The following is a 21,818-nucleotide window of genomic DNA, read 5'->3' as shown; positions in this document are numbered from 1 at the left end:
TGTCAAAAATGGCATTATACGGTTACATTCTGGTGCGCCCACTCATCAATCCAGCGGGCCAAAACTTTCACCCAGTCCTCGCGATCGTTTAAACAGGGCACCGTGGTGAATTTCTCGCCCCCGGCTTCCTCAAAGATCTCTTTTCCTTCCATAGCGATCTCCTCCAGCGTCTCCAAACAATCGGAAACAAAGGCAGGACATACAATAGCAAGGTTTTTCACGCCCTCAAGGCCTTTTCTCTCAATAGTACGGTCGGTATACGGCTGTAACCAGGGATCAAACCCAAGCCTGGACTGAAATGACACTGAATATTTGCCCTTTTCGAGCCCCAGGTGTTCGGCTACCAGCTTTGTGGTCTCATAACACTGGTGACGATAGCAGAATTGATGTGCTGCCGAAGGCGTCTGGCAACAACTGCCATCAATCTTGCAATGCGAGTTAGTGATATCGCTCTTTCTAATATGCCTTTTTGGAACCCCGTGGTAAGAAAACAAAAGATGATCAAAATCTACCCCTTTTAAAGATTCTGAAATACTTGTGCTTAGCACACGAATGTAATCATCGTGATTGTAAAAAGCAGGAACTGAAGTAAACTGCATCTGCGGAAAATGCTTTTTCCGAAGCTCTTCTGCCAGCACCAGGATGGTTTCGGTAGTAGCCATGGCAAACTGCGGATACAATGGAAAGATCAATACCTCATCTACCCCTTTTTCATGCAGCTCTTCGAGACCCGCTTTTATAGAAGGCTTCCCATAACGCATGGCCAGTGCAATTGGCACAGAGGTAAGTTCATCAACTTTCTCCTGAAGTCTTTCAGAAAGTACAATTAATGGAGACCCTTCCTCCCACCATATTCTTTTATAAGCTTCAGCCGATTTCTTGGGCCTGGTATTCAGGATAATTCCGCGTACCAGGAGGGTGCGTGCCCAATAAGGAACATCAATTACCCTTTCATCCATAAGGAATTCATCCAGATATTTCTTTACATCTTCCGGATCTGTACTGTCGGGGGAACCCAGGTTCACCAATAATACTCCTTTACTCATCTGTTAAATTTGAAGCAAAAATACGATTATTAAATTCGGCTAAAAAGCTTCAGAAAAGCTCTAAAAAAATAGTTCTATTGAAGAAACTTATAGTTTAAGCTTCCGAAGAAAGCGACATGAGATATTTTTTTGGGGTAGTCCCGAATTTCTTTTTAAAAGCTGCGATAAAATGGCTTGATGTGCTGTATCCTACTTTTAAACCTACCTCATTCACATTAAATTCGCCCGAATCAAGCAATTTTCTGGCCGATTCCATTTTGTAATCAAAAAGAAAACTGAAAACCGAATCACCGTAGATTTGTTTAAAGCCTTCTTTTAATTTTTTAAGGCTTAAGCCAATTTCCCGTGAAAGCTCCTGTAACGAAGGTGGCTCGGCCATGTTGGCAATAATAATTTCTTTTGCCTTTCTAATTTTAAGCACATTTTCTTCGTCACTTAAAAAAGGACATTGCTCTACATTAGGTTCTTCAGACCTGTTGAAATAGAGGCTCAGCAATTCATAAGCTTTCGCCTTAAAATAGAGGTTTTTGATACTGGGCACCACATTGTAATTGGCAATTTGGTTTAAAACAATCACCATACCCGGCGTGAGCGGGCTGTCTTTATAATATTGCTTATCGCGATTCTCAAGGCTGAGAAAACTCACGTAACCGGCATCTTCAGAAAAGAGGGCATGAAATTTCTTCAGGGAAATAACAATAGAGATCACCCAGCTCCCGCCCTGTAGTTCTAAATCTATTGGCAGGTCTCTTTTGGGGTTGTACAGCAGCAACGCATTCTCTTCAAGCAGCGGGATCTTGTAGTTCCCATTGTTAAAAAAGAACCTTCCTTCTCCTTTTCCTGAAAAGTGAAACTGTATAAAATTGCTGTTGATATTCCGCTGAATCTTTACCCGCTCCTTTGACGGATTTTGAAACCTGAGCAAGTAAAAACCTTCTTCAAGACGGGTTTTTTCAAAGGTACTTTGAGCGACATTTTCCTGCATGACAAAATCGGTTTTTTAGCAGCTTCTATTTAGAAACGTTCTAAACTAAAAGACTGCATTTCCATATTTCACAGGTAAAAATAGCCGAAATAAATGATTTTAATCAGTTTTCGTGACAAAATCACGTGCAGCGACAAAAAATGTACTTTGAGCGTTGTTTTTTACTTTAAGCTTAGCTTAAATTTGCCCGTTAGAATGCTATTCAGGTACATGGAAGATTACAATATTTCTAGAGGAAAACATTTTTATACCATTGGTCTTAGCTACAAAAAAGCCGATGCAGAAGTAAGAGGCCACTTTAGCCTGGACGAAACCGGAAAGAAGAATTTGCTTGAGCAGGCAAAGGCTGAAGGTATCGACGGACTCATTGTTACCTCCACCTGTAACAGGACCGAAATTTACGGTTTTGCACAGCACCCGTTTCAATTGATCAAGTTGTTATGTGAGCATACCCACGGTACCGTTGAAGAATTTGAGAAAGTGGCTTATGTTTACAAAAACAAAGATGCCATTTCTCATATGTTTAGAGTGGGTACCGGTCTGGACAGCCAAATATTGGGAGACTTTGAAATAATTAGCCAAATAAAATCGGCATTTATAGATTCAAAGGATATCGGAGTCTCAAATCCATTTTTAGAACGGCTGGTAAATGCCGTGATCCAGGCAAGCAAACGCATTAAGAATGAAACAGGAATATCTTCGGGAGCTACTTCAGTAAGTTTTGCTTCAGTGCAATATATTCTGAAGAATTTCGAAAATCCTTCCGAACTTAACATCCTGCTGTTTGGCACAGGAAAAATTGGCCGCAATACTTGCGAGAACCTTGTAAAACATACGAAGAACCACCAAATCACCCTTATAAACAGGACCAAAAACAAGGCAGAAAAAGTAGCCGGAAAATTTGATCTGACTGTTAAAGATTACGCCGATCTTCAAGCCGAAATTAGGCAGGCAGATGTATTGATAGTGGCTACAGGAGCACAAAATCCCACCATTACCAAAGATCTTATCTTTAACAAGAAAGACCTTTTGATTTTAGACCTTTCTATCCCCAAAAATGTTTCTACTGATGTAGAAGAACTTCCGGGTGTCTCTCTTATTCACCTCGATCACCTTTCACAGATGACCGATGAAACCCTTGAAAGAAGAAAGGCCGCCATTCCCCAGGCTCATGAGATCATTACTGAAATGGAAGCCGACTTCAACTCATGGCTTGAAACCCGAAAATTTGCCCCTACCATAAAAGCTCTGAAAAAGAAACTGCGGACGATGAAAGATGCCGAAGTAGATTTTCAACGCAAAAAGATTGAAAACTTTAATGAACGGCAGGCCGAAGTACTAGGAGATCGTATCATTCAGAAGATCATGAACCAATTTGCCAATCACTTAAAAGGCGATTCGAATACTACCGATGAAAGCCTGGAGTTGATCCAAAAGGTTTTTCAACTTGAAGAAACCACCAAGAGATGAGCAGGGTGATTCGTATAGGTACGCGTGACAGCGAACTGGCGCTGTGGCAGGCAAATGCTGTTAAGAATGCGCTCGAAAAGCTGGGCCACGAAACCAAACTGGTTCCGGTAAAATCTCAGGGAGACCTGGTGCTGGATAAGCCCCTTTACGAATTTGGCATTACCGGTATTTTTACTAAAACTCTCGATGTCGCCATGATCACAGATCAAATAGACATCGCCGTGCATTCTATGAAAGATGTTCCTACTGCACTCCCTCAGGGCATTGTAGAGGCTGCGGTCTTAAAAAGGGCAAATACACACGACATTTTAGTTCATAAAGGAACCGATTTCCTCAATGACGACGAAGGTATTATTGCTACCGGAAGCCTGCGACGCCAGGCACAATGGTTACATAAATATCCTAACCACGAGATCGTAGATTTGCGTGGCAATGTTAATACCCGGCTTCAAAAACTGGAAGACAGTACCTGGAATGGTGCTGTGTTTGCAGCGGCAGGCCTTGAACGTATAAATTTAACCCCCGAGGCTTACTTAGATCTCAAGTGGATGATCCCCGCACCCGCACAGGGAGCCATGCTGGTGGTAGCAAAGGAAGATGATGAGTTTTGCAGAAAAACTCTTGCTGCTTTAAACCATGAATCCACAGCAGTTTGCGTGCATGTTGAAAGAGAATTCTTACGAGTGCTGGAAGGTGGTTGTACTGCCCCTATAGGCGCACTCGCAACCATTCATGACGGGACGGTACATTTTAAAGCTGCACTTTTCAGCCTTGACGGGCAGGAGAGAATTGGGGTAGAAAAAGAAATTCCGGTTTCTCAGCACGAAGGTTTCGGTCGTAAATGTGCCGAAGAAGTATTAAGCGCCGGCGGTGATGTGCTTATGCGCAAGATCAAGGAAGAGGTAAACAACACCAAGGGCTAACTTTTTGGCCACCAATCATAAAGTCTTTTGTTTAGTAAAGAAGAAAGTCACGGGAGTAAGAAATCACTTTCTAAAGAGAGAGCGGACATTAGCGTACTTTCTACAAAAAAACTGACTTTGGGCCAGAGAGAACTGCTTTTAAATAAAGGAATAGGCCTGGTAGAAACTGATTTTATTTCAATAGAACCTTTAGAGTTTGAAATAAAAACCCTTCCCGAAAATGTCATTTTCACGAGCAAGAATTCGGTAAGAGCAATACTTCAGCATTCTCGGATGAGGGAAATTCAGCAGAAAAATATCTTTTGTGTAGGTGAAAAAACTGAAGCTTTTCTAAGACAGCATGGCTTCAGGGTGTCAAAAATGGCAAATTACGGAGCCCTTTTGGCTTCAGAAATAATTGAGAGCCACAGCAAAGAAAATTTCCTGTTTTTCTGCGGAAAAAAGAGGCATGCCGAGCTTCCGGAGCGATTAAGATCGGCAGGGGTAACACTCACCGAAATAGAAGTATACGACACCCTTTCGGTACCAAAAAAAATAGATCGTATCTTTGAGGGAGTGCTGTTTTTTAGCCCCAGCGCAGTGCGAAGTTACTGTGCAAGTAATAATTTAAAACACAGCATAGCTTTTTGTATTGGAACAACAACAGCTTCCGAAGCAAAGAATTTTACAAAAAATGTGGTCATCGCCAGCACGCCGACTATTGAAAATGTCATTGTACAGGTGGTGAAGACTTTTAAATAACAGAACAAACTATTCAAAAATGATAAAAAACGATCTTTTTCTTCGAGCTTTAAAAGGTGAAACTGTAGAGCGACCACCGGTATGGATGATGCGCCAGGCAGGAAGGTATCTGCCCGATTTTATGAAGCTCAAGGATAAGTACGATTTCTTTACCCGCTGCCGCACCCCCGAACTGGCTACAGAAATTACTGTAATGCCCATACACCAGGTAGGTACCGATGCCGCTATTTTGTTCAGTGACATTTTGGTGGTGCCACAGGCGATGAACATTGAGGTACAAATGAAACCGGGACTGGGCCCATGGCTTCCCAATCCAGTGAGGACAACGGCTGATGTTGAAAAAGTGATTGTACCCGATGTTCATGAAACTTTGGGTTATGTTATGGAGGCCATCAAAATGACCAAGAAGGAGCTCAATGACGAGGTGCCGTTAATTGGTTTTGCAGGTTCTCCCTGGACGATTCTGTGTTATGCAGTACAGGGACAGGGTTCCAAAAACTTTGATATTGCAAAGAAATTCTGTTTTACCAATCCGCAGGCAGCCCATACCCTGCTTCAGAAAATCACTAACACTACGATCGCTTATATGAAAGCAAAAGTGGAGGCCGGTGTTGATGCAGTGCAGATCTTTGATTCCTGGGGCGGGATGCTCTCTCCCAAAGATTATCAGGAATTTTCATGGAAATATATTCAGCAGATCATTGATGCTCTAAAAACGGAGATCCCGGTGATCGCCTTTGGAAAAGGCTGTTGGTTTGCTCTTGATAGTATGGCGAAATCGGGCGCTTCTGCGCTTGGCGTAGACTGGACCTGTTCCCCGGAAATGGCAAGAAAACTAACGGGAGGCGAAATCACCCTGCAGGGAAATTTTGACCCGAGTAGGCTTTATTCGCCACCTGCTCAAATAAAACAGATGGTACACGACATGATCAACCAATTTGGAAAAGACAGGTACGTGGTAAATCTTGGCCACGGGATTTTACCCGATATCCCTGTTGAAAATGCCATCGCTTTTGTAGAAGCTGTGAAGGAGTATAAAATTTCGTAAAAGTGGTAGTAGGTAAAAGAATAACAAGCCTTAGGTTTAGAGAGCTGGTTATTCTTGTAAAGGTCTTTTTAAAACACCCTGTTTACCTTATTCCCACTTACAGGGCTACTAATAAAACGATAAAGACCTGTAACCAGTTGTATGGAAAGCTACATCATGAAAACAACAGGACCAATGCCTTTCGCCATGCACTCTGGAACTACCTTATATGCGCGTACTGTGTTAACGCAGCCGGATCATTGGAGGAGGCTACCCACTGGAGTAAAATGATCACCGATCTCCATGAACGGCTTTCACCAAATGAAGGTCTTGCCAAAGCAATGGACCTTCACAACAACAGGATTGGCAGGCAGTTATTCAGAAGTAATTCTGAAGAAAAGGAAAAAATTGTACCTGTGTTACAAAAAATGATGACCGAAGCAGTAAGGGTTACAAGCCTTAGAGAAGTTGAAGAAGAGAATTATAAACTGGTATTCATAGAAGAAGTTTAACCCTAAAGATGAAGGAGAAATTTTACGCATATATACAGGACCTGCAAGATCGTATCACGGCCAATCTTGAAGCCATTGATGGAAAAGCAATTTTCAAAGAAGATCTTTGGCACCGGGAAGAAGGCGGTGGTGGCCGCACCCGGGTCATTGAAGATGGAAATGTATTTGAAAAAGGCGGAGTGAACATCTCCAAAGTTTTTGGACCACTCGCCCCTGCCATGCAGCAACATTTTGGAGTGGGCGATGTCAACTTCTTTGCCTGCGGAATAAGCCTCGTGCTACATCCCAAAAACCCAATGGTTCCAACCGTACATGCAAACTGGCGCTATTTTGAAATGTATGACAAAGATGGAAATACGGTTGATAGTTGGTTTGGCGGCGGACAGGATCTTACTCCTTATTATCTTTTTGAAGAGGATGCCCAACATTTTCACAAGGTGTGTAAAACTGCCTGTGACCGGCATGATGCCACTTTTTATTCTGAATTCAAGGAAAAGTGCGACAACTATTTCTGGAACTCCCACCGGGATGAAGCCAGGGGAATTGGCGGATTATTCTTTGATTATTTAAGGCCTTCTGAAGAAAAGAGTAGCGAAGAATGGTATAATTTTGTAACCGATGTTGGGGACAGTTTCCTGGAGGCTTATCTTCCCATTGTTGAAAAAAGGAAAAGCCTCTCTTTCACCCCCAATCAGCGTAACTGGCAGGAGATAAGACGGGGCCGTTATGTAGAATTCAACCTGGTGCATGATAAAGGCACGCTCTTCGGATTAAAAACCAACGGACGAATAGAAAGTATATTGATGAGCCTACCTCCGCATGTACAGTGGGTATATGACCATCATCCCGAACCCGGAAGCGAGGAAGAAAAACTTGTAGAGGTGCTTCGTCATCCAAGATCGTGGACCTGATATGTCGCTCCTCTGGAGCTCATAATACGAGATGCTTTTATTACTAAAAATATATCACCTCTCCGAGGCTTAAATTCTTGAGTAGATTTTAATCTATGGAAGGATCAAAATTACTCTCAAGGAGCAGTAAAAACAGATTTTCCCAGCATAAAATTGCTCCGGAATGTTGATGGTGTTTATGTTCTTAGAAATATTATTTAATCTAAAGCTCTACTAAGATTTAGAGATTTTAAATTCGAGAGGGAGAATCTGAGCTCCAGAGGAGCGAAATATTTATAGATTAGATTCATTAAAATCAAAAAAGCTCCAGAGGAGCGGCATAACAATGGCCGATACTTATTCCAAAATATACATTCATGTTATTTTCGCTGTCAAAGGTCGACATAGCCTGATTTCCAAAAATTGGGATGACGAACTCTATTCCTATATTACAGGTATAATCAAAAATAAAGGTCAAAAGTTGCTACGAATTAATGGAATGCCAGACCATCTTCACCTTTTAATTGGAATCAAACCCGACTTGTCTCTATCAGGTCTTATTCGGGATATTAAATCAAATTCATCCCGTTTCATTAATGAAAAAGGCTGGATAAACGGCAAATTTGAATGGCAACAGGGCTTTGGTGCTTTCAGTCTTGGCCATTCCCAATTGACATCGGCAATTACTTACATTGAAAATCAGAAGGAACATCATAAAAAAAGTACCTTCCAGGACGAGTATGAGAATTTCCTGAAGAAATATGATGTCGACTATAAGCCGCAATACCTTTTTAAAGCACCGGAATAATAATACAAATTAAACAGTAACAACCGAATCTCATATCATGTTAATAAGAAACCGCAGACTTAGAACAAATGAAGTAATAAGAGGCCTTGTGAGGGAAACTTCACTTACTCCAAATGATTTTATAGTTCCTCTTTTTGTTGTGGAGGGAAAAAATATAAAGGAAGAAATTGCATCAATGCCTAATTACTTTAGGTACAGCCTTGACCTCCTGGAAAAAGAAGTAAAAGAACTCTGGAATCTTGGCTTAAAATCGGTACTCATCTTTGTAAAAGTCCCCGACAACCTCAAGGATAATAAAGGAACTGAAGCTTTAAATAAGGATGGCCTAATGCAACGGGCAGTGAAGACCATCAAAGACGCCGTACCCGAAATGCTGGTGATGACCGATGTCGCTCTTGACCCCTACTCTTCTTACGGCCATGACGGGATTGTAGAAAACGGGCAAATCCTGAACGACCCAACAAAAGAAATCCTTGCAAAAATGTCACTTTCACATGTGCAGGCAGGTGCCGATTTCGTTGCGCCAAGTGATATGATGGACGGCAGAATAAAGGCCATCAGAGAACTTTTGGAGCAGGAAAAGCATTTCAACGCAGGGATTTTAAGCTACAGTGCCAAGTACGCTTCAGCTTTTTATGGTCCGTTTCGCGATGCCCTCGATTCGGCACCGGGATTTGGAGACAAAAAAACTTACCAGATGGATCCTGCCAACAGAGAGGAAGCCATTAAGGAAACGCTTCAGGATATTGAGGAAGGCGCCGACATGGTGATGGTAAAACCCGGCCTGTGCTACCTGGATATTGTGCGGGAGATCAAAAATACCGTAAATGTACCCGTTGCGGTTTACCAGGTGAGCGGAGAGTACTCGATGCTCAAAGCAGCGGCCGAAAAAGGCTGGCTTGATCATGATGCCGTTATGCTCGAACAGCTCACAGCTATTAAAAGAGCCGGTGCACAAATGATTGCAAGTTATTTTGCTAAAGATGCTGTCAAACTTTTATAACGGTCTACTTTTTGAGTAACTTTGGCTTGTGCAGCAGCAGCCTAAAATAGGAATAAAACTACTGGTCCTCTTCCTTGCTTTTTTTAGCATTGGAGGGGGATCAGGATATGCTTTTAATTTTTCTGAAGTACATGAAGAACAATCGTCTTCTTCCGAAAAATTAGCTGCTGCCAATCCACTTTCAGTGGCCTATAGGGAGAATTTGTTCCAGGAGCTTCCCGAGCTTCAGCAAAACCCCTGGCCCGCCATTTCTTCTTTAGGATTTAATTCTTTTAGCCTTTGCGAAAATCCATCTGGGGCATCTTATTTCAGCTTTAATAGAGATTTACGAAAGGATTTAAAAATTCAGCTTTTTCCCAAACATTTTTTCTTGTGAACGTCATCCTTTTTTGCAAAATATCAGGATAACAAAATAAATCGTTCACAATAAATTATATAAAAATGGATACAGCATCCACCCTAATGGGTTTGGGACTACTAATCTTATTCATAGCTCCCGTTGGTTACCTCGTTTACAACCAGTCACACAAAGAGAAAAAACGAGCTAAAAAAATGGCATTTTTGGCAAGTAAGAAAGGCTACAATCTTGATGAAACCGAGAATACTCATGGTTTGTCAATAGGTCTTGATAAAACTGCCGGAAAGTTCCTCCTTTTGAGATCTGCTGAAAAGGCCGATCTACAGGAAATCGATCTTAAAGACCTGATGAAGATTGAGATCGTCAAGATCGATGAAGATGAGAAAAACACTCAGGCTCTCGATAAGATAAGAGAGATCTCTCTCCTGCTGAAAAGCAAAAGCAACGAAGACAAAAGGCTTATTTTCTATGCCGAGGAAGAAGATCCGGTTACCGAGAAAAATAATCGCCTGGACAGGGCTATAAAATGGCAAAAAACTCTTCAGAAGTATTGTAAGTCATAAAAAATATTTGAACTGAATTAAAAGAACAGGAGCCGAAAAAGCTCCTGTTCTTTTTTTTACAGCTTCTTCAACCGTGACTGCTATTACCGTTATTAAGAAATATCTGACGTATTCACCCCTTCCCACGGCTGCTGATCCTGGCTTGAAAGTCCAGTGAAATATAGGGGTTTAAGAATGTTTTAGGTTTGTTTTAGTAAAATTTCACAGGCTCCTCATGTACCTTTGAAAATATCGGGCGGTGAGGAAACTCAGCCCTTTTTTTTCCGCAGAACACACCTCCCCCTTCTGTACTTCTGCCGGAAAAAATAACTAAAAGTTTTTCTTATATAAACTGAAATAAACTCAACTAAATGAACCAAAAAACTACTTCCAAAATAGCACTTGTTACGGGTGGAAGTAGTGGCATTGGCAAAGCAATAGCCCAAAAGCTGAGTAAAGAAGGGGTAAGAGTGATTGTAGCCGACCTGGCTGAAGATAAGCTTCAGGAAGAAAACATCCAGTTTCGCCAATGCGATGTAAGAAAGGCTGAAGATATTGATGAACTTTATGCCTGGACCACAGAGAATGTAGGCCATCCCGATTATCTCATCATAAATGCAGGACAGGGTATCAAAGAAAAACTTTCTGAAGGAGACCCCGAAAAATGGAAGGCAGTACTGGAGACAAACCTACTGGGCCCTCTTAGGTGCATACGGGCATTTACCCCCAACATGATCTCTAAAGAAAATGGGAATGTGGTATTCATTTCTTCAGTTGCGGCCAACCAGCCTCACGCCTATGGAGGAATATATGCAGCTTCAAAATCGGCGCTGGAAGTAATAGCTGAAACTTTAAGGCTGGAAACCCTTCCGCACATTAATGTTACGGTAGTAAGCCCCGGCATAGTAGATACCTCCTTTTTTGAACATGAGATCTCAGGAAACAGTTCAGTAGAAGAGATGGGTATGGGTGCCATACATCCGCAGGAAATCGCAGAAGACGTGTGGTATGCGCTCAATAAGAAAAAGGGAACCAGCATAAATAAAATCACCACCAGACCATTATTACAAAACTTCTAACCAATCAAAACCCACCAAATGCAGAAGAAAATATTAATAACCGGAGGAGCAGGATTTATAGGGTCTCACCTTGCAGATGAGCTCTTGAATGAGGGATATACAGTGAGGGCACTGGACAACCTGTCTGAACAGGTGCATGGAGAAAATGCTACCCGGCCCGATTACCTCAACCCGAATGTAGAACTGCAAATAGGAGATATGCGCGATAAAGCGGCTGTTAAAAAGGCTCTTGAAGGCGTAGATGCCGTGGTACATCTTGCAGCGATGGTAGGGGTAGGACAAAGCATGTACCAAATCAAGGACTACACCGATGTTAATAACGTGGGCACGGCAGTACTTATGGAGGCTTTGATGGACAACCCGGTGGAAAAATTAGTTACTGCATCAAGCATGAGCATTTATGGGGAAGGCCTTTACCTCGATGAGGCCGGGGAGAAAAGGATGGACTGTGAACGCAAACTTGCCGACCTTAAAAAAGGACAGTGGGAAATGTATGACAGTAATGGGAAAGAACTCAAACCTGTACCAACTCCCGAGTCTAAAATTCCCAATCTTTCTTCCGTTTACGCCCTCTCAAAATATGATCAGGAACGGCTGAGTCTTATTACCGGCAAAGCTTATAACATACCCACCACAGCGTTGCGGTTCTTTAATGTCTATGGAACCCGCCAGGCGCTGTCTAACCCTTATACCGGTGTACTTGCAATTTTTGCTTCCCGCCTGCTTAATGACAATCCGCCAATGATCTTTGAAGATGGTAAACAAAAGCGTGATTTCATTCATGTAAAAGATGTAGCCCGTGCCATTCGCCTGGCTATGGAAAAACCAGAAGCCGATGGAGAGGTATTTAACGTGGGCAGCGGTAACCAGTACAGCATCCTTGAGATTGCAGATAAACTTGCAGGTGTAATGGGTAAAGAAAATATTAAAGCTGAAGTCACCGGAAAATACCGGGTTGGCGATATAAGACACTGCTTTGCAGACAATACCAAAACAAGAGAGAAACTGGGATTTACTCCCGAAGTGAAATTTGAAGACGGATTATTTGAACTTGCCGAATGGCTCAAAACCCAAATAGCCACAGATAATGTGAGCAAAGCAAGCAGCGAATTGTCTTCCAGAGGTTTAACCGTGTAAAAGAATAGCGATGAAAGTAAAGAAGAATTTAAATAATAATACTCCTTCACTCGGCATTCTGGAATGGTTTAGACCAGGTGAACACGAGGAAGTGAAAGCCGCGATAGAAGATTTCAAAAAACTCGGAATTAAGCATTTACGCACAGGAATTTCGTGGGCCGACTGGTATGTAGAAGGTACAGAGGAATGGTACGACTGGCTATTTGCCGAACTTGCTCCACACGTAGAGATACTGCCTTGCTTCCTTTATACGCCGCCTTCAATTGGTGAAATGCCGAAGACCTCGGCACCGCCTAAAGACCTTAAAGCCTACGCTGATTTTATAGATACTATGATCACCCGCTATGGGGAATATTTTGAATGGGTTGAACTGTGGAACGAGCCAAATAATAAGGTGGAATACGATTTTACCCTTGATTACTCCTGGAACAAGTTCTCTACCATGATAGGTATGGCGGCACATTGGGCTCAAAAAAGGGGAAAAAAGACCCTGCTTGGAGGGATGAGTCCCATTGACCCTAACTGGATGCAGATGATGATTGAGCAGAAAGTGCTTGATCATATAGATGCTGTGGGAATTCATGGTTTCCCTCATGTTTTTGACCAACAGTGGAAAGGCTGGGATGTCAATATCAAGTGCATAAAAGAAGTGATGGAGAAATTTGGGTACAGTAAAGAGATCTGGATCTCTGAAGCCGGTTTCTCCACCTGGCAAAATGATGAAGTAAAGCAATACCAGGAATTTAAAAATGTTCTCAATGCCGATGCCGACAGGATCTACTGGTATTCTTTAAAAGATCTCGACCCCGTAAATTCCACCGTTGGCGGTTTCCACCTTGATGAGAGGGAATACCACTTCGGATTAAAAAAGACTGACGGAACCAAAAAGCTGCTGTACAAACTCCTCGAGAAAAATGGTCTTGAACAGGTAAAACATCAGGATTATATTCAGAAACAGTACAGGGTAAAAACCGATGAGAAATATACCCTGATAACCGGAGGTGCCGGTTTTATTGGCACTAATCTCGCTTCAAGATTCCTTTCTGAAGGAAAAAAGGTGATGATCTATGATAGCCTATTTCGCGATGGGGTTGAAGAGAATCTTCAATGGCTTCAGAAGGAATATGGAGATAAGCTCATTATTCAAATCTCAGACATTAATGAAACGCGAATACTACAAGAATGTGTAAACCACGCTTCCGAAGTTTTCCATCTCTGCGCACAGGTTGCTGTGACATCATCGGTCACCAATCCTATTCACGATTTTAACGTAAACCTCAACGGCACCTTCCATCTTCTGGAAGCCATAAGAAAGAGTGAACATCAGCCGTCATTGATCTTTACTTCTACCAACAAGGTTTATGGAAATCTTCAGGATGTAGAAATGGTTGAAAATGAAACCAGGTTCTATCCTGCCGATTCAAAAATTAAAGAATATGGGATCAATGAAAAGATCCCGCTGGACTTCCATAGCCCTTATGGCTGCTCAAAAGGAGCTGCAGATCAGTATATTCTTGATTATTCGAGAACCTACGGCCTAAAAACGGCTGTATTCAGAATGAGTTGCATCTACGGCCCACACCAGTTTGGTACCGAAGACCAGGGCTGGGTAGCACATTTCTTAATAAGTGCTCTTGAAGATAAACCCATAACCATCTACGGAAATGGTAAGCAGGTGCGGGACATTCTCTTTGTAGAAGACCTGATTGATGCCTTTATGCTGGCCCACAAGAACATCGATAAACTGGCGGGGCAGGTTTTCAATATCGGCGGCGGACCTCAAAATACAGTGAGTCTACTGGAGATTGTTGATACCATTAAAGAAAAAGCAGGTAAAGAAATGAACGTTAGCTTTGAAGACTGGCGTACGGGAGACCAGTTCTACTATGTTTCAAACACCAGCAAATTCAAAGAAGCCACAGGCTGGGAGCCTAAATATACAGTAGAAAAAGGTGTTGAACACCTCGTAAGGTGGCTTTGTGAAAACCGCAATATCCAATTACCTCAAAATTTAAACTCCACAAAAGAAATCGCTATATGAGTTCACCGCAGGCCGTACAGGAAAAAGCACCTGTAGAAGAAAACACTGCAACTGCAAAAGCCGCAGTTTTACAAGCCCCTCAAAAAGTTGATGTTGAACAAATAGAAGCCGAACCCGGCCAGGGAGAAGTACGAATAAAGCTGGAAGGAAGCGGCGTTTGCGCCTCCAATATTCCGGTGTGGGAAGGCCGCGACTGGTTCAACTATCCCGTAACTCCGGGAGAACCGGGACACGAAGGCTGGGGTGTGATAGATGCCGTGGGAGAAGGAGTGACAAAATTTAAAAAGGGCGACAGGGTAACTGCCCTCACCTATAATGCCTATGCCACGCACGATATAGCAAAAGAAGAAAGCACAGTAAAACTGCCTGCTTCTTTAGAGGGGAAACCTTTCCCCGGAGAACCTCTTGGCTGCGCCATGAACATCTTTGAACGCAGCGATATCCAAAAAGGGCAAAAAGTAGCTATAGTTGGGAGCGGATTTTTAGGACTGCTGCTCATTCAACTGGCCAAATCAGCAGGGGCCGAAGTTATTGCTGTTTCCAGAAGAGCATTCTCCCTGGAAGCCGCCAAAAAAGCAGGGGCCGATCATTTGATCGAGATGGATGATCATTACAAGATCATCGAAAAAGTAAAGGAGTTAACAGGAGAGAACTTTTGTGAGCGGGTGATAGAATGTACAGGAAAGGAATGGCCGCTTAACCTCTCCATAGAACTTACAGGCGAAAGGGGAAAACTCATCGTTGCCGGCTTCCATCAGGACGGGATGCGCAGCGTAAACGTGCAAATGCTCAACTGGCGCGGCATAGATATGATAAGTGCCCACGAGAGAGATCCGCAGCAATACATAAAAGGGATCAAAAATGCCATAAAAGCCGTGGAAGACGGGAAAATGGATCCTTTCCCGCTGTTTACCCACAAATTCTCTCTTGAAGAAATGGAAAAAGCCTATGAACATTTAACCCAAAGGCCAGACGGATTTATAAAAGCTCTAATTGTCAACTAAGAATGATCGCAACTCAACCCACCAAAAAAGAATTATCATTAGGTTTCCTTGGCGTAGGCTGGATAGGCCGCAACCGGATGGAAGCTATTCTCAATAACACCGGCGCAAAAGCAGCTGTGATCACTGAACCCGATTCTGAAAATTGCGATGCTGCACAAAAGAGTGCCAAAAATGCCATTTTAAAGACCTCTTCTGAAGCACTTTTTGCTGAAAAAGATCTCGACGGAATTGTTATTGCCACCCCAAGTGCTATGCATGCTCAACAAAGTATGGAAGCATTGAAAGCTGGAAAAGCTGTTTTTTGCCAGAAGCCGCTTGGCCGTACCGCCGAAGAAGTAGAACAGGTGGTCGCAGCCTCTCGCGAGGCAAATAAGCTGCTTTCTGTAGATCTTTCCTACCGTTACACCAAAGCCTTTAAAGCGGTTTACGATACCATCCAAAAAGGGGAAATAGGAGACATCTTTGCCGTAGATCTCACCTTTCACAATGCCTACGGGCCAGATAAGGAATGGTTCTACGACATTAAAAGATCGGGCGGAGGCTGCGTGATGGATCTTGGTATCCACCTGGTAGATCTCGCCCTGTGGAGCCTTGATTTCCCTGAGATCAAAGACGTGCAGAGCCGGTTGTACCACAAAGGACAAAAACTCACTTCTTTTGAAGAACATGTAGAAGATTTTGCAAGTGTTGCAATGACTTCAGAAAAAGATCAGGCAATAAACCTCGAATGTTCCTGGCATGTTTCTGCCGGAAAGGATGCGATCATAGAAGCCACTTTCTACGGTACAAAAGGAGGTGCTTCCTTTAAAAATATCAACGGCTCTTTCTATGATTTTAAAGCCGAAAAATATCACGGCACCCAAACCGAAACTCTTGTAACACCACCCGATGAGTGGAGTGGCCGCGCCGGAGTGGTATGGATAGAAAACCTTCTCGAAAATGACACTTTTGACGAGAAAACTGCCACTCAATTTATAAAAACAGCCCAGGTAATAGACCGAATTTATGGAAGATAAGCAAATGAAGATTCTAATGACTACCGATACGGTAGGCGGCGTATGGGTGTATTCCCTGGAGCTATGCCGGGCCCTGGCGCAGTATGATGTGCAGGTACACCTGGTGGCTATGGGCGCCTGGCCATCACCGGCACAACAGGTGGAAGCCGAGGCGATCTCCAACGTCACTTTTTACAAGAGCGACTTTAAGCTCGAATGGATGGAAGATCCCTGGGAAGACGTGGAGCAATCTCGAAAATGGATCAACTGTATTTATCAAACCATACAACCCGATATTGTTCACCTCAACAACTACGCCCAGGTAGAAAAAGAATGGACTGCGCCGGTAGTAACGGTGTTCCACTCCTGTGTGCAAACCTGGTGGCAGGCAGTTAAAGGCATAAAAGCACCTCATGAATGGGACCATTACACACAAACTGTAAAAGAATCACTTGAGGATTCGAACATGGTAGTTGCTCCTACAAAAGCTATTCTTGAAAAGGCGAAGGAGATCCATCAGTTCAGTTCAAAATCTAAAGTTATAAGTAACGGAAGAGTTGTTCCTTCGGAAGTAAAAGCGCCAAAAGAAAAATTCATTTTGTGCATGGGCAGGATGTGGGATGAAGCTAAAAATCTGCCTTTGCTTTCAAACATCGCCGAAAGACTGCCATGGCCGGTATACGTTGCCGGTGCAGCAATTCACCCGGATACAGGGAAAAAATGCAAGCTCGAAAATGTCAAATTCCTCGGAAAATTAACCCCCGAAGAAGTGCAGCACTGGATGCAGCGCGCCAGCATCTTTGTGAGCCCTACCCGCTATGAACCCTTTGGCCTTGCTATTCTTGAGGCTGCGGGCAATGAATGTGCACTGGTGTTGAGCAACCTCGACACGCTTCAGGAGTTATGGGATGGTAGTGCCTTGTTCTTTGACCCCGAAAACGAAGAAGAAGCTGAAAAAACCATTGTTCGGCTACTGGAAAGTCCTGAATTTTTAGAACAACTTTCAGCAAAAGCAAGAGAACGGGCAAAACAGTATTCCGCAGAAAAAATGGGGGCCGCCTATAACGACCTGTATCGCGAAATACTTGAAAAAGAATACAAATTAATGAGTCTATGAAAATAGTGATGTTTTACCATTCCCTCTACTCCGACTGGAATCACGGGAATGCGCATTTTTTACGCGGAATTGTCAAGGAACTACAAAAACGAGGGCACGACGTTGATGTCTATGAACCCGAAGGTGGCTGGAGCCTGCAAAACCTGCTGAAGGATCATGGGGCCGAGCAGCTTGATGAGTTCAGGCAGTATTATCCGTCGCTCAACCCGCAGTTCTACAATCCCGAGAAAAAACTGAACTATCAAAACATATTGAGCAACGCCGACCTTGTGATCGTTCACGAGTGGAATGAGCCCAACCTTATTGCTGAAATAGGCCGGCAAAAGGAAAAATTCAATTTCAAATTGCTATTTCACGATACCCATCACCGGGCAGTTTCGGCTGAAGAGGAAATGAAGAAATTCGATTTTTCGCACTTTGACGGGGCTCTCGTCTTTGGAGATGTGATTAAGAAGATCTACGAAGAAAAGAATTGGGTAGACAAGGTATGGACCTGGCATGAAGCAGCCGACGCCGATTTCTTTAGCCCCAACCGCGATGAAGAAAAAGAAGGCGACCTGGTGTGGATTGGTAACTGGGGTGACGGTGAACGCACCGAAGAACTTATGGAATTCCTCATAAAACCCATTAAAGAGTTGAAGCTGAAAGCAAAGGTCTATGGCGTGCGCTATCCTGAAAAAGCTCAAAAAGCCCTGGCCGATGCCGGGATTGAATATGGGGGTTACCTGCCAAACTACAAGGTGCCCGAGGTTTTTGCCAAATACAAGGTTACGGTACATGTGCCGCGACGGCCTTATGTTGAAATGTTGCCGGGAATACCTACAATCAGGCCGTTTGAAGCGTTATCCTGCGGAATCCCGCTTATTTGCTCTCCCTGGAATGATGCCGAAGATCTCTTCACTCCCGGCGAAGATTATTTGATCGCAAAAGACGGAAATGATATGGGCTACAAACTTGCCGAGGTACTTAAGAGTCCGCACCTGGCGAAAAGCCTTTCCGACAATGGAAGAAAAACCATCCTCGAGAATCATACCTGTGCCCATAGAGTAAATACTTTAGAAGGTATCTTACAGGAAATAGGTATGCCCAAAGACAAGATCTTTCCCATTCACCACAAAACCATGGAAGCATGAAAAGAGACCTGAAAATTGCCTTTTTTGGCTCCAGTATCGTATCGGCTTACTGGAACGGTGCCGCAACTTACTACCGGGGCATTGTTAAGGCGCTACATAAAATGGGGCACGAAGTGACATTTTACGAACCCGAGATTTACGAACGCCAGAAGCACCGGGATATAGAAGACCCCGAATGGTGTAAAGTGGTGGTATATCCTGAAGATAAAGTGAGCCTGCAGGCGCTGCTAAGGGAAGCTTCGGAAGCCGATGTCATCATAAAAGCCAGTGGCGTTGGCGCATTTGATGATTTTCTTGAAGATGCCGTAGTACAGCTGAAGAAAGATGACAACCTCATCATTTTTTGGGATGTTGACGCCCCTGCCACGCTAGACAGGATAGAATCTGACCCTTCAGATCCTTTCAATGCCCTTGTTCCCAGGTATGACTTTGTACTCACCTATGGTGGCGGGCAGCCGGTAATAGACGCTTACGAGCGCAATGGAGCAAAGAGATGTATTCCTATCTACAACGCTCTGGATACCGACACCCATTTTCCCGTAGAACCACAAAAAGAATTTGATGGTACCTTGGCCTTTTTGGGCAACCGTCTTCCCGACCGTGAAAAGCGGGTAGAAGAATTCTTTATCAAACCGGCACAAAATCTTTCCGAAGAAAAATTCCTTCTTGGCGGCAGCGGCTGGGGCGATAAATCCATGCCCAAAAACATAAAATATCTGGGGCATGTTTATACCAAAGATCACAACGCCTTTAACTGCACCCCAAAAGCAGTTTTAAATATAAGCCGTGACAGTATGGCCAAATACGGCTTCTCTCCTGCCACCCGCGTCTTTGAAGCTGCCGGTGCCGGTGCCTGTTTAATAACAGATTACTGGAAAGGGATTGAGACCTTCTTTGAACCCGGGAAAGAGATCCTGGTGGCCAACAGCGGGGAAGAGGTAGAAATGATCCTTGCGGGCCTTACTTCAGAAAAAGCTAAACAAATAGGCGATGCAGCATATAAAAAAGTTCTCTCTGCCCACACCTACGAGCATAGGGCCGAATTGCTGGAATCGGTTATTTCTGAAAAATTAAAAGCCGAAACCAAACCCGTTGAATAAAAACACCAACCAATGAAATTTGTTATTATAGGACTTTCGGTCACTTCATCATGGGGAAACGGGCACGCCACCACCTATCGTGCGCTTCTCAAAGAACTAAAGGCGCTGGGGCATGACATACTGTTCCTCGAGAAAGATGTACCCTGGTATTCGCCCCACCGCGATATGCCTGCACCCGATTTTTGTAAGGTAGGCCTCTATAAAACCAATGAAGAGCTAAAAACCGACTATAAAAAAGAAGTTGCCGAAGCCGATGTGGTCATAGTAGGTTCTTATGTGCAGCAAGGGGTAGAAGTGGGCAACTGGGCCATAGAAACTGCCAACGGCGTTACAGCTTTTTACGATATTGATACGCCCGTAACTTTGGCCAAACTGGAAAGGAAAGACTACGAATATCTCGACCCCAATATCATTCCAAAATATGATCTTTATTTGTCATTTTCGGGAGGTCCAATTTTGAAGCATCTCGAAGATCACTATGGTTCTCCTATGGCGAGAGCGTTATATTGTTCGGTAGACCCCGATCTTTATTACCCCGAAGATCAACCAAAAGACTTTAAGCTGGGATACCTTGGAACTTACAGCGATGACCGGCAACCTACAGTAGAAGAATTGCTCAACAAACCTGCCGCTAACTTTTTTTCGGAAAAATTTGTGGTTGCAGGGCCGCAATATCCCGAAGATTATGAGTGGTCTAAAAATGTAGAGCGCATTGACCACCTCCCTCCTGCTGAACACCGTAAGTTCTACAACTCGCAGGAATTTACCCTGAATGTCACCCGGCAGGATATGATAAAAGCAGGTTATTCCCCCAGCGTGCGGCTGTTTGAAGCTGCAGCATGTGGTGTGCCGATAATTTCAGATTACTGGGATGGCATCCACAGCATTTTTGATCAGGGCACCGAGATCCTCATTGCCCGAAGCAGCGACGAAGTAGAGGAATATTTCAGAAATACTTTGGAATCACAGAGAAAGGAGATTGGCGAAAACGCCAGGCAAAAAGTACTGAAATCTCACACTGCACGGGCGAGAGCAAAAGAATTGATAAATTATGTGAAGGAGGTACACCAGCCTTCAGAAAAAGTTTAAATATGTCTACGCAAACTGAAGTAAAAGAACTCGAACCCTGGTTCCATAATATCCATTTACCCGATGGTACTCAAACGGCTCCCAATCATTTTCTGGGAGATTTTCCCGGTTTTAAATGGGAAAAGATCAAAGAGAGTATTCCGCAGGATCTTGAAGGCTGGAAAGTACTTGACATTGGCTGCAATGCCGGGTTTTACTCGCTGGAACTGGCAAAACGCGGGGCCGATGTGCTGGCCATAGATCTTGATGAACATTACCTGAAGCAGGCAAAATGGGCAGCAAAAAAATTTGGCCTTGACGATAAGATCAGGTTTAAACAAATGCAGGTGTATGACCTTGCCCATTCCGAAGAAAAGTTTGACCTCATCTGGTTTATGGGCGTTTTTTACCATTTGCGCTACCCTATGCTGGCCCTTGACATTTTATCTCAAAAAGTGAAAAAAATGATGGTCTTCCAAACGCTTTCCCTGCCCGGGCAGGAAGAAATGCAAGTGCCCGAAGATGTGGAATTTCATAAACGGGAGATCATGAAAGAAGATGCCTGGCCAAAAATGGCATTTATTGAACATAAACTTGCGGGAGACCCCACTAACTGGTGGGCTCCAAACCACCAGGGCATTATCTCGATGCTGCAAAGCTGCGGACTCAAAGTAACCGCCATGCCCGAAGATGAAACCTACGTGGCTAAAAAAGATGCCTCGCTGCACTCCAGCCTCGACACCTGGAATTATTCTGAATATCTCTCGGCAGTGGGTAAAGACTGGAAAGAAGAGATAGATAAAAAAACCAAGAAGTAGTAAAGCCGTAATAAATTACGG

Annotated in this window: 22 protein-coding genes; 20 read left to right on the top strand and 2 right to left on the bottom strand. The window is 43.5% G+C overall.

The annotated features are described in order from the left end of the window. Nucleotides 1-14 precede the first annotated feature (14 nt). Together hemH and ACQ93I_RS05935 are read right to left on the bottom strand one after the other, a co-directional pair. The gene (hemH, locus tag ACQ93I_RS05940) at nt 15-1,046 is read right to left on the bottom strand and encodes a ferrochelatase (RefSeq protein ID WP_431697635.1); all 1,032 of its coding nucleotides are present in this window, start codon (nt 1,044-1,046) and stop codon (nt 15-17) included. A gap of 94 nt (nt 1,047-1,140) precedes the next feature. After that, complete coding sequence (locus ACQ93I_RS05935) at nt 1,141-2,031, bottom strand: helix-turn-helix transcriptional regulator (protein WP_431697634.1); 891 nt, start codon at nt 2,029-2,031, stop codon at nt 1,141-1,143. Nucleotides 2,032-2,241: 210 nt separating this feature from the next. Between ACQ93I_RS05935 and hemA the strand changes: the two genes are divergently transcribed. From hemA to ACQ93I_RS05835, 20 genes are all read left to right on the top strand, one after another. After that, nucleotides 2,242-3,501 carry a glutamyl-tRNA reductase gene (gene hemA, locus ACQ93I_RS05930; RefSeq protein WP_431697660.1) on the top strand — a complete coding sequence of 420 codons (1,260 nt, stop codon included), beginning with the start codon at nt 2,242-2,244 and terminating at the stop codon, nt 3,499-3,501. After that, nucleotides 3,498-4,424: a hydroxymethylbilane synthase gene (gene hemC / locus ACQ93I_RS05925; RefSeq protein WP_431697633.1), complete on the top strand. Its 927-nt coding sequence runs from the start codon at nt 3,498-3,500 to the stop codon at nt 4,422-4,424. The genes hemA and hemC overlap by 4 nt, the downstream gene beginning before the upstream one ends. A gap of 27 nt (nt 4,425-4,451) precedes the next feature. Continuing rightward, nucleotides 4,452-5,165, top strand: a complete 714-nt coding sequence (locus ACQ93I_RS05920; RefSeq protein ID WP_431697632.1) for a uroporphyrinogen-III synthase — start codon at nt 4,452-4,454, stop codon at nt 5,163-5,165. Between the two features lie 19 nt (nt 5,166-5,184). Beyond that, nucleotides 5,185-6,213: a uroporphyrinogen decarboxylase gene (gene hemE, locus ACQ93I_RS05915; RefSeq protein ID WP_431697631.1), complete on the top strand. Its 1,029-nt coding sequence runs from the start codon at nt 5,185-5,187 to the stop codon at nt 6,211-6,213. A gap of 2 nt (nt 6,214-6,215) precedes the next feature. Beyond that, nucleotides 6,216-6,704 carry a DUF6973 domain-containing protein gene (locus tag ACQ93I_RS05910; protein ID WP_431697630.1) on the top strand — a complete coding sequence of 163 codons (489 nt, stop codon included), beginning with the start codon at nt 6,216-6,218 and terminating at the stop codon, nt 6,702-6,704. An 8-nt stretch (nt 6,705-6,712) separates the two neighbouring features. Beyond that, complete coding sequence (gene hemF / locus ACQ93I_RS05905; protein ID WP_431697629.1) at nt 6,713-7,615, top strand: oxygen-dependent coproporphyrinogen oxidase; 903 nt, start codon at nt 6,713-6,715, stop codon at nt 7,613-7,615. Nucleotides 7,616-7,940: 325 nt separating this feature from the next. Continuing rightward, complete coding sequence (tnpA, locus tag ACQ93I_RS05900; RefSeq protein WP_431697627.1) at nt 7,941-8,402, top strand: IS200/IS605 family transposase; 462 nt, start codon at nt 7,941-7,943, stop codon at nt 8,400-8,402. Between the two features lie 37 nt (nt 8,403-8,439). Next, entirely contained in the window at nt 8,440-9,405 is a 966-nt protein-coding gene (gene hemB / locus ACQ93I_RS05895; protein WP_431697626.1) for a porphobilinogen synthase, read from the top strand. Between the two features lie 28 nt (nt 9,406-9,433). After that, nucleotides 9,434-9,781: a hypothetical protein gene (locus ACQ93I_RS05890; protein WP_431697625.1), complete on the top strand. Its 348-nt coding sequence runs from the start codon at nt 9,434-9,436 to the stop codon at nt 9,779-9,781. A 65-nt stretch (nt 9,782-9,846) separates the two neighbouring features. After that, a complete protein-coding gene (locus ACQ93I_RS05885; RefSeq protein ID WP_431697624.1) occupies nt 9,847-10,326 on the top strand; it encodes a hypothetical protein in 480 nt (159 codons plus the stop codon). Nucleotides 10,327-10,676: 350 nt separating this feature from the next. Then, nucleotides 10,677-11,384 (top strand): SDR family oxidoreductase, encoded by a 708-nt coding sequence (locus ACQ93I_RS05880; protein WP_431697623.1) that lies wholly within the window; start codon nt 10,677-10,679, stop codon nt 11,382-11,384. 18 nt (nt 11,385-11,402) lie between these two features. Further along, nucleotides 11,403-12,521, top strand: coding sequence for an NAD-dependent epimerase/dehydratase family protein (locus ACQ93I_RS05875; RefSeq protein ID WP_431697622.1), 1,119 nt, complete (start codon nt 11,403-11,405; stop codon nt 12,519-12,521). A gap of 10 nt (nt 12,522-12,531) precedes the next feature. Continuing rightward, nucleotides 12,532-14,562: a GDP-mannose 4,6-dehydratase gene (locus ACQ93I_RS05870; RefSeq protein WP_431697621.1), complete on the top strand. Its 2,031-nt coding sequence runs from the start codon at nt 12,532-12,534 to the stop codon at nt 14,560-14,562. Continuing rightward, nucleotides 14,559-15,566: an MDR/zinc-dependent alcohol dehydrogenase-like family protein gene (locus ACQ93I_RS05865; protein ID WP_431697620.1), complete on the top strand. Its 1,008-nt coding sequence runs from the start codon at nt 14,559-14,561 to the stop codon at nt 15,564-15,566. Before ACQ93I_RS05870 ends, ACQ93I_RS05865 begins: the two co-directional genes overlap by 4 nt. A 2-nt stretch (nt 15,567-15,568) precedes the next feature. Next, nucleotides 15,569-16,582, top strand: a complete 1,014-nt coding sequence (locus ACQ93I_RS05860; RefSeq protein WP_431697619.1) for a Gfo/Idh/MocA family protein — start codon at nt 15,569-15,571, stop codon at nt 16,580-16,582. Beyond that, entirely contained in the window at nt 16,572-17,678 is a 1,107-nt protein-coding gene (locus ACQ93I_RS05855) for a glycosyltransferase family 4 protein (protein ID WP_431697618.1), read from the top strand. Before ACQ93I_RS05860 ends, ACQ93I_RS05855 begins: the two co-directional genes overlap by 11 nt. Next, a complete protein-coding gene (locus tag ACQ93I_RS05850) occupies nt 17,675-18,811 on the top strand; it encodes a CgeB family protein (RefSeq protein ID WP_431697616.1) in 1,137 nt (378 codons plus the stop codon). The genes ACQ93I_RS05855 and ACQ93I_RS05850 overlap by 4 nt, the downstream gene beginning before the upstream one ends. Beyond that, nucleotides 18,808-19,911 (top strand): CgeB family protein, encoded by a 1,104-nt coding sequence (locus ACQ93I_RS05845; RefSeq protein WP_431697615.1) that lies wholly within the window; start codon nt 18,808-18,810, stop codon nt 19,909-19,911. Before ACQ93I_RS05850 ends, ACQ93I_RS05845 begins: the two co-directional genes overlap by 4 nt. Nucleotides 19,912-19,923: 12 nt before the next feature. Continuing rightward, nucleotides 19,924-21,000, top strand: a complete 1,077-nt coding sequence (locus ACQ93I_RS05840) for a CgeB family protein (protein ID WP_431697613.1) — start codon at nt 19,924-19,926, stop codon at nt 20,998-21,000. A gap of 2 nt (nt 21,001-21,002) precedes the next feature. Then, nucleotides 21,003-21,797 (top strand): TIGR04290 family methyltransferase, encoded by a 795-nt coding sequence (locus ACQ93I_RS05835; RefSeq protein ID WP_431697612.1) that lies wholly within the window; start codon nt 21,003-21,005, stop codon nt 21,795-21,797. The last annotated feature ends 21 nt before the right edge of the window (nt 21,798-21,818 follow it).

Origin of the sequence: Salinimicrobium sp. WS361 (assembly GCF_050750585.1) — a bacterium.
Lineage (GTDB): Bacteria > Bacteroidota > Bacteroidia > Flavobacteriales > Flavobacteriaceae > Salinimicrobium.
The sequence above is the reverse complement of the archived record's forward strand: the minus strand, read 5'-3'. Positions and strand labels throughout refer to the sequence as shown.